Below are 7809 nucleotides of genomic sequence, written 5' to 3'. Positions count from 1 at the left end.
CGGGAGGCGCTTGACGATGCTGCTTTTAAAAACACCGGCATTATGGCGTACAGTGCCAAATATGCCTCGGCGTTTTACGGCCCTTTCCGCGACGCGCTGGATTCGGCCCCCGGTTTTGGCGATAAAAAAACGTATCAGATGGATCCCGCTAATGTCCGGGAAGCCGTTAAGGAAGCAACGTTGGATGAACAGGAAGGAGCCGATATAGTTATGGTTAAACCCGGTATGCCCTATTTGGATGTTGTCAGGGCCGTTAAAGAGCATGTATCGGTGCCGGTGTCGGTATATAATGTTTCCGGTGAATACGCTATGTTAAAAGCGGCAGCAGAGAAGGGCTGGCTGGACGAAGAGGAAGTGATGATGGAGGCGTTAATCGGCTTCAAGCGGGCCGGCGCCGATCTGATAGCTACTTATTTTGCAAAAGAAGCGTCAAAAATACTAAATGGCTCGTAACCGTGATTACATGATATTTAATATGTATAGCAGTGGTTTTCAGCCATTCTGAGTATCGTTGTATGTTATGTTGAATCACTCCTGCCCCTTTTCCTTCCCGGGCAATATCACTGTGCCTCGAAAAGGAGAAACAAATTTTTAGTGAAGCCGGTACATTCTTTAAATAGCGTATCGGTATAACAATTGAAGCAAGAATATCAAAGGGTATTTTATGTTAGAAACAAGCAGAACATTATTTGAACGGGCACAGCAGTCGATCCCCGGCGGAGTAAACTCTCCCGCACGGGCTTTTAATTCGGTAGGCGGGCCCCCCGTTTTTCTGGAACGGGCCCGGGGATCCGTCCTGACGGATGTTGACGGCAAGGAATATATCGATTATGTGGGGTCGTGGGGACCGATGATCCTGGGACATGCCTACGGGCCGGTAATCGAGGCGGTCCGGGATGCGGCGGCGAAATCCACCTCATTCGGGGCTCCGACTGAGATCGAGATCAGGATGGCGGAGCTGGTTAAACAGATGGCGCCCGGCGTCGACAAGGTCCGCATGGTCAATTCCGGGACGGAAGCCTGTATGAGTGCTATTCGCGTAGCCCGGGGCTACACCGGGAGAGATAAAATCATCAAGTTCGAAGGGAATTATCACGGCCACGGCGATTCGTTCCTGATCAATGCCGGCAGCGGGGCCCTGACCCACGGAACGCCCAGCAGTCCCGGGGTGACCGAGGGAACGGCCAAAGATACGTTGACGGCCGATTTTAACGATCTTAATTCCGTTAAAAAACTGCTGAATGAATACGAAGGGGAGATCGCCGCTATTATGATAGAGCCGGTCGCCGGCAATATGGGATGTATTCCCCCGCAGGAAGGGTTTTTGGCGGGTCTTCGTGAACTTTGTGATGCCCAGGGTACCGTACTTATTTTCGATGAAGTGATGACGGGATTTCGAGTGGCCCAGGGAGGTGCCCAGCAGCGGTTTGGGGTCACAGCCGACATGGTGACCTATGGAAAAATTATTGGTGCGGGCCTGCCGGTGGGAGCGTTTGGCGGCAGGCAGGAGATTATGCAGGTGGTATCCCCCGATGGTCCGGTATACCAGGCCGGAACGCTATCCGGAAATCCGCTGGCGATGGCCGCGGGGTATGCATTGCTATCGGAACTCCATGAAAATCCAATGCATTATGATGAGCTCGAAGAAAAGACCACCTATCTTTTCGGGGGGTTGAAAGAGGTTTTTGAACATCACGAGGTATCGGCCACCATCAATCGCGTGGGGTCGATGCTCAGTGTCTTTTTTACCAGTGAAGAAGTGGTGGACTTTCAAACCGCGCAAACAACGGACCGGGAAGTGTTCAGGGATTTTTTTCATGGAATGTTGAAGAACGGTGTGTATCTTCCGCCATCTTCTTTTGAGTCGTGGTTTTTGGCAAACTCGCATACCGAAGCGATGCTTGATGAAACGATAAAAGCAGCTGACACGGCTATGGCCGCTGCTACAGGCAAATAAGCAATGGGAGAAGGACGTCGTCTTCGTATCTTAACGTGTAAGAGTATGCTGAATATAACAATGTAAATGTCAATGCATGCTGTTTCCGCTTGCGGGCAGCCGCAACCGGGACAGGGCAGGCGCATGCCGTAATTTTTTTGTAACCTGGATGGATAGATGAGTAAACTGATTGAAAAGTTGATGGAGCGGTGGGGAGTAGAAAGTTACGGCGGACTGCTGCTTATCCTGCTCATTTTTTCGTTAACAGGCATCACCGTCCTCTATGTACGAAAGTTTATTTTCGGGTGGCTCGGAGTGAATGCCGAGACGCCTCTTCTGGTCGAAATTGCCGCCTGGATTATTATTGTCTTTCCGGCCTACCAGGTACTTCTGCTGTTATACGGGTTTATCCTGGGGCAATTCCAATTCGTCTGGAATTTTGAGAAAAAGAGTCTTCACCGTATCAAAAGCTTATTTGTACGTGGCGAAAATCCTCATTCTCAGCCTTAATTTCAGCCTTCTTCCATTTTTTCCAGTTTCTTTTGTTCCTTTCTGGACATTCCTTCCACCACCAGGCTGTACGAATCCTTGATCCATTCTTTAATGAGTTCTTCATCGAGGGCTCCCCCGGGACGGATCATATTCCACTGACGCTTATCCATGTGCCGGCTGGGCTGAACTTCCTTATACAGATTGCGAAGCATGGAAGCCTTGACGGGGTCGCACTTGAGTTCGATATTTTTAAATTTACCTGCATCGGCGATGGCATAGATTTTATCCATCACTTTAAACGCTAAGATATCTTTGTCCTCAAACGGATAATCTTCGGTAGTACCTTTGAATGAGAGACAAAAGTCTCGAAAATCTTCTATGTTCATGTATGATTTAATTGTGAAAGTTTGATAGCTTCAATTATTGATTGTTTTATAATCATGGATAAACTCCTGAAGGAGATCTTCGGCTGCCTGGTCTATGAGCTGCAGTCTATCGTAGGAGACGATGCCCACTGTTCCGCTTTCCCAGGTGTTGGCCGTAGTTTGCATATCCTGATTCAGCACAAGCTTTACAGGCTGATAGAAGTATAAGTTTACAGCAAAAGGCACAAGTCCCTCACCGGCATCCATGGCATTAATATGCAGATACAGCAGCGGGATTTCATCGGACTGCCTGACTTCATCCTCCGGGACGACCCGTATACCTCCTTCCCGCAGGGCCTGTTCGCCTTTTTTTTGCAGGGAGGGGACGTTGATTTCTGTCTTTTCGGTCAACGGGGCATTGGCCTCGTAGTTGACTGAAAGTCCCATCGACTGAATGCCTTTCAATGAGCTTCGCTCGCGAGCCACTTCATTTTGTGCTAAAGCAAGCACCGGAACAAGCCACAGCACCAGCACCAGCAAGACTCGCCTGTTTATGTTAATGGATATACTCATATCCTGTGACTGTCACCGTATGGGGTTTTTGAATGAAAATAATAGGTGTTGTGCCTGTGGGACGGGCTTTAGCCGTCTCCGAGGCTTTTAAAAGCACTTATTTAATTAATGTTAAGTTATAATAATGAATGGGAACTGCAAGTATGAATTTTACCCGTTGAAATGATGTATTCTATCGGTTATATATTTTTCCAAACTGCTACCGTAAATACTACCCATGAAGCGATAAAACAGAGTCCCCCTACAGGCGTAACCGCCCCCAGCCAGCGGACGCCGCTGGCCGAAAGCAGGTACAAACTTCCTGAAAATACAATGATACCGGCAAGCATCAGCCATCCCGACCACGATAATAGCGCCGAGTCGGGCATGTACCGTGCTACGACTCCAATAACCAGCAGCCCGATGGCATGGTAGAAATGATAGGTGACACCCGTCTCAAAGATCGTCAGCATCTCCTCCGAAAGTACTTTTTTAAGGCCGTGGGCTCCGAAAGCGCCCAATATTACGGCCAGAGCCATGGCAATGGATCCGATTGTTAAGAATAGTTTTTGCATAGTACAAGTTGATTTAATATTACCCTTCAAAGCCCACTTCCTTGTGCGTTCCGTCGCAGAATGGTTTTCCGGAGGAGCTGCCGCAACGGCACAGGGCGATGTTCCTGGTGCCGGCCACCGGCTGGGCCGCCATGGAATATACCCGGTAGGTCCCTTCTATTAAAGCGGGGCCGTTTTTCATCAATTTCACCACAAGTTTTGACTGATCCTCCTCCCCTGGGGTATCGGAAGGTCTTAGCTTGTTTTTATCAAAAGAAGCGGGGGCTTCAAATCCGATGTCCCGGTGTGAATTATCACAGAGCGGTTTGTTCCGGGATTCCCCGCAACGGCACAGGGCCAGGCGCGTATCCTTCAGGATGATTTTTCCTTCAGCATTATGCACTTCAATATCTCCGCGAAGGAAAACGGGGCCGTCCGGCGAAATAATAATGGCATTCCGCGTCTCCGGCTCTTCCAGTGGTTCGGTATCGCGGTATTTTAAGGCGCCGGTGGGACAGCTGTGCACAACTTTTTTAATTTGGCCGGGGGACGCATGTTCAGGTTGAATCCACGGTCGTTTGTCCGGATCAAAAACCGATGGGAGGTTTTTAACGCATTCCGCGGCGTGTATACACCGTTCCTGGTCGTATTCTACGGTAATATCATCCGCTTGATAGCTGTAAATATCTAATTTCATGGTTCTGGAATCTGGTATCTGGTATAATATAAGGGTATAACAGGTTAGTCCGCGGGAGAAGATTCCCGGTTAGCTCCCGGCATACAGGCTGGGTAAACGGTACTAAAAATCCATTGGATTCGGGTATTTGAACTCATAGTCGAGCATATGCTTGAGCTTAAGATTTGACACGACTTTGTAATCCTTCCCCTCGTCCCGGGCGTATTCCGGTGGGCTGAGGCCCTTCTCTTCTGCAATCGCAGGATAGTACATCTTTTTGGGGGGGTGTCCGTCGGATACCCCGTTAAAAATCTGATTACGGATATCGGAGTCAATGAATGCCTGGATAATACCGATGCAGTCATCCTGGTGTATCAGGTTAACAGGAGCATTGCCCCTGCTCAGGTTCGTTCGTCCCGCCAGGTGGTGGACGGGATGCCGATCGTAGCCGTACAGACCACCAAATCGAATTACCGTTGTGTCAAACGAAGAGTAATTCATGAGTAGTTTTTCCGCTTTTAACAGGGCATTACCCGTATCGCGGACGGCCTCGCCCGGTTTTGTATCCTCTTCGCCTACAATATCCGGCTTTTCCGGGTACACCGAGGTGGAGCTTACAAATATGACCTTGTCAATCGTAGATTCCTGAAGCTGGTTGATGACGGACTTAATTTGCCGCAGGTGGAAGGACTCCACATTATCCCGGCCTCGTCCCGGAGGAATATTCAGAACAAGCAGGTCGGCATCCCAGAAACCGGGATCTGCGTCCGCATTGAGACCGGGGTCCAGCCGGATCAGGTATGGATGAATGTTTTTGCCCTTGAGCAGGGCCAGCTTATCCCGGGTAGTGGTCGAACCTTTGATACTGTGACCGCTGTCCCGCAGGTGTTCGGCAAGGGGGAGCCCCAGCCATCCACAGCCTAAAATACTAATGATCATAATGAAGCATGTCTATGAGTAGAGAGCTTTGCAAAATTGTTCTTTTAGCCAATCTCTTCATTTCCGCTAATTCAAAATCCTCACGTATACTCTACGGGGTTGAATTCGCTCAGGCTTGGATATTGCCTAAAATTTCTGGTTTTTCAAAGCTTCCGGGTAAATATATACGAAAAGTTATAGTACAAAAAGGAGCAGAGATATTAAAGAGGGAACATCTGAACAGAGAATGAGTAGCAGGAGTTAAGGATGTTAACAGTAATATAAATGAACTAATGGATATTATGAAACGGCTTACACTTGCAGTAATTGTATTATCAGTGGGATTGGTTTTCGGATCCTGCGGCGAGGAATCGGACGACCAAATGAATGAGATGCAGGAACAGGCCGAGCAATCCGCCAATGAATCCATGAACTCGATGGAAGAGGGGATGGAAACGATGAAGGATAAGTTTGTGCAAAACGTGGAGAAACAACGTGAGTCCCTGAATGAAGAGATGGAGGATATTGAGTCGGCCATTAATGAACGATCAGAGGAGCTGGAGCCCGCCGTGGAAGAACGCTGGAACGATGTAAAAGACCAAAAGGAACAGCTGGATGAACAGTACCAGGACATTACAGAAAGTACCGGTGAGAACTTTGAAGAATTAAAGGCCGACCTGCAGGATCAGTTGAACAGCTTGAAAGATGAACTGGCCCAGCTGAAACAAGAGTTGGGTATAGAATCATCGTAAAAGGTTACTCATTTTCGGTTGAAATAAGAAGCCCGATCATTGCGACCGGGCTTTTTTTGTCAGGCATGGTACCAGGGCAGTAAACAGGAAGCCGCCTGGCGCCGGGAGCCTGGAAGCTGAATCACGTTCCCCGGGGAGGATCAATCAAAAAGGAGATTCATTTCTATAAAATATTCCCTTAATTTTGTGGTTAAGGAATGGTATAATAATGCGAACCTAATCACAAACCTCACGTATTCCGGATGGATTTTTCACATCTTCATTGTCACACCCAATTCAGCATGCTCGATGGAGCGGCCAGCATCAGCCAGCTTGTCAAAAAGTCGAAGAATGAAGGGATGCCGGCTATCGCCATTACGGATCACGGTAATATGTTTGGGGTGCCCAAGTTTGTCAATGAAGCGCACAAGCAGGGGGTAAAGCCGATAATCGGCTGCGAATTTTATATCACCCCCTCGGGCATGGACGACAAGAAGGATACTACGCGCTATCACCAGGTGCTGCTGGCAAAGAATATGACGGGCTACCGCAACCTGTCCAAGCTTTGTTCGCTGGGATACACCGACGGGATGTACTACAAGCCGCGCATCGACAAACCGACGCTGGCGGAACACGCGGAGGGACTCATCGCCACGACCTGCTGCATCGCCAGTGAAATCAACCAGAAGATTATTAAGGAGGGGGAAGGCCAGGCGCGGCCACTGTTTGAGTGGTACCTGAACGTGTTCGGGGATGATTATTACATCGAGCTGCAGCGGCACGGGCTGAAGGACCAGAACCGCTGTAACGAGGTGCTGGTCAAATGGGCAAAAGAGTACAACGTGAAGATGGTAGCCACGAACGACTCGCATTATGTGGAGGAGGAAGATTCGGAGGCGCATGATATCCTGCTGGCGCTGCAGACCAATGCCGATATCGATGATCCCAATCGCTTCCGGTTTACCGATGACAACAACAATCTGAACACCGATTACTACCTGAAGAGCCCGCAGGAGATGGAGGAGCTGTTCAGCGACCAGCCCGCGGCCATCGACAACACCAATGAAATAATCGAAAAAGTCGACGATATTGATCTCAGCTCGGAACTGCTGCTGCCGCATTACAGCATTCCCGACGAGTACGATTCGATGGACGATTATCTGCGTCGGCTTACCTACGACGGTGCCCGGGAGCGCTACGGGGAGATAACCCAGGAGATAAGCGAGCGAATTGAGCAGGAGCTGACGATCATCAGGGAGATGGATTTTGTCGGCTACTTCCTGATTGTGCAGGACTTCACCACCGAAGCCCGTCGCCGTGATGTGTTTGTAGGGCCCGGTCGGGGATCGGCCGCCGGCTCTATTGTGGCCTACTGCCTGGGCATCATTAATATTGATCCGCTGGAACACGATCTGCTTTTCGAGCGATTTTTGAACCCCGAGCGGGTAAGTCCCCCCGATATCGATATCGACTTCGACGACAGTGGCCGACAGGAAGTAATCGATTACGTGGTGGAAGAGTACGGCCGCAATAATGTCGCCCAGATTGTGACCTATGGCACCATGAAGGCCAAGACATCGATCCG

General features: G+C 49.4%; 9 protein-coding genes and 1 pseudogene. 5 read left to right on the top strand and 5 right to left on the bottom strand.

Features of this window, described 5'->3' with window-relative positions; genetic code table 11:
* From ACESLU_RS08865 to ACESLU_RS08855, 3 genes and pseudogenes are all read left to right on the top strand, one after another.
* Positions 1 to 453, top strand: a pseudogene (locus tag ACESLU_RS08865) (porphobilinogen synthase); the annotation flags it as partial.
* Between the two features lie 211 nt (positions 454 to 664).
* A complete protein-coding gene (gene hemL, locus ACESLU_RS08860; RefSeq protein WP_372638078.1) occupies positions 665 to 1957 on the top strand; it encodes a glutamate-1-semialdehyde 2,1-aminomutase in 1293 nt (430 codons plus the stop codon).
* 156 nt (positions 1958 to 2113) lie between these two features.
* Positions 2114 to 2446: a DUF6787 family protein gene (locus tag ACESLU_RS08855; protein ID WP_372638076.1), complete on the top strand. Its 333-nt coding sequence runs from the start codon at positions 2114 to 2116 to the stop codon at positions 2444 to 2446.
* 2 nt (positions 2447 to 2448) lie between these two features.
* On the opposite strand, the gene ACESLU_RS08850 is transcribed toward ACESLU_RS08855, so the two are convergent.
* The 5 genes from ACESLU_RS08850 to ACESLU_RS08830 all read right to left on the bottom strand — a co-directional run bounded on the left by ACESLU_RS08850 (position 2449) and on the right by ACESLU_RS08830 (position 5514).
* Positions 2449 to 2814, bottom strand: coding sequence for an MmcQ/YjbR family DNA-binding protein (locus ACESLU_RS08850; protein WP_372638074.1), 366 nt, complete (start codon positions 2812 to 2814; stop codon positions 2449 to 2451).
* 30 nt (positions 2815 to 2844) lie between these two features.
* Positions 2845 to 3366, bottom strand: coding sequence for a hypothetical protein (locus ACESLU_RS08845; protein WP_372638070.1), 522 nt, complete (start codon positions 3364 to 3366; stop codon positions 2845 to 2847).
* Positions 3367 to 3545: 179 nt separating this feature from the next.
* Positions 3546 to 3920 (bottom strand): DUF423 domain-containing protein, encoded by a 375-nt coding sequence (locus ACESLU_RS08840; RefSeq protein ID WP_372638068.1) that lies wholly within the window; start codon positions 3918 to 3920, stop codon positions 3546 to 3548.
* A 19-nt stretch (positions 3921 to 3939) separates the two neighbouring features.
* Positions 3940 to 4596: a CDGSH iron-sulfur domain-containing protein gene (locus ACESLU_RS08835; protein ID WP_372638064.1), complete on the bottom strand. Its 657-nt coding sequence runs from the start codon at positions 4594 to 4596 to the stop codon at positions 3940 to 3942.
* 102 nt (positions 4597 to 4698) lie between these two features.
* Positions 4699 to 5514: an SDR family oxidoreductase gene (locus ACESLU_RS08830; RefSeq protein ID WP_372638062.1), complete on the bottom strand. Its 816-nt coding sequence runs from the start codon at positions 5512 to 5514 to the stop codon at positions 4699 to 4701.
* A gap of 281 nt (positions 5515 to 5795) precedes the next feature.
* Between ACESLU_RS08830 and ACESLU_RS08825 the strand changes: the two genes are divergently transcribed.
* Together ACESLU_RS08825 and dnaE are read left to right on the top strand one after the other, a co-directional pair.
* On the top strand, positions 5796 to 6245 hold the full coding sequence (locus ACESLU_RS08825) for a hypothetical protein (protein ID WP_372638059.1): 450 nt from the start codon (positions 5796 to 5798) through the stop codon (positions 6243 to 6245).
* A 242-nt stretch (positions 6246 to 6487) separates the two neighbouring features.
* Positions 6488 to 7809, top strand: a 1322-nt coding sequence (dnaE, locus tag ACESLU_RS08820) for a DNA polymerase III subunit alpha (protein ID WP_372638056.1), incomplete at its 3' end; no start/stop codon positions are given.

Origin of the sequence: Fodinibius sp. (assembly GCF_041642155.1) — a bacterium.
Taxonomy (GTDB): Bacteria; Bacteroidota; Rhodothermia; order Balneolales; family Balneolaceae; genus Fodinibius.
This window is presented reverse-complemented; position numbering and strand designations above follow the sequence as displayed.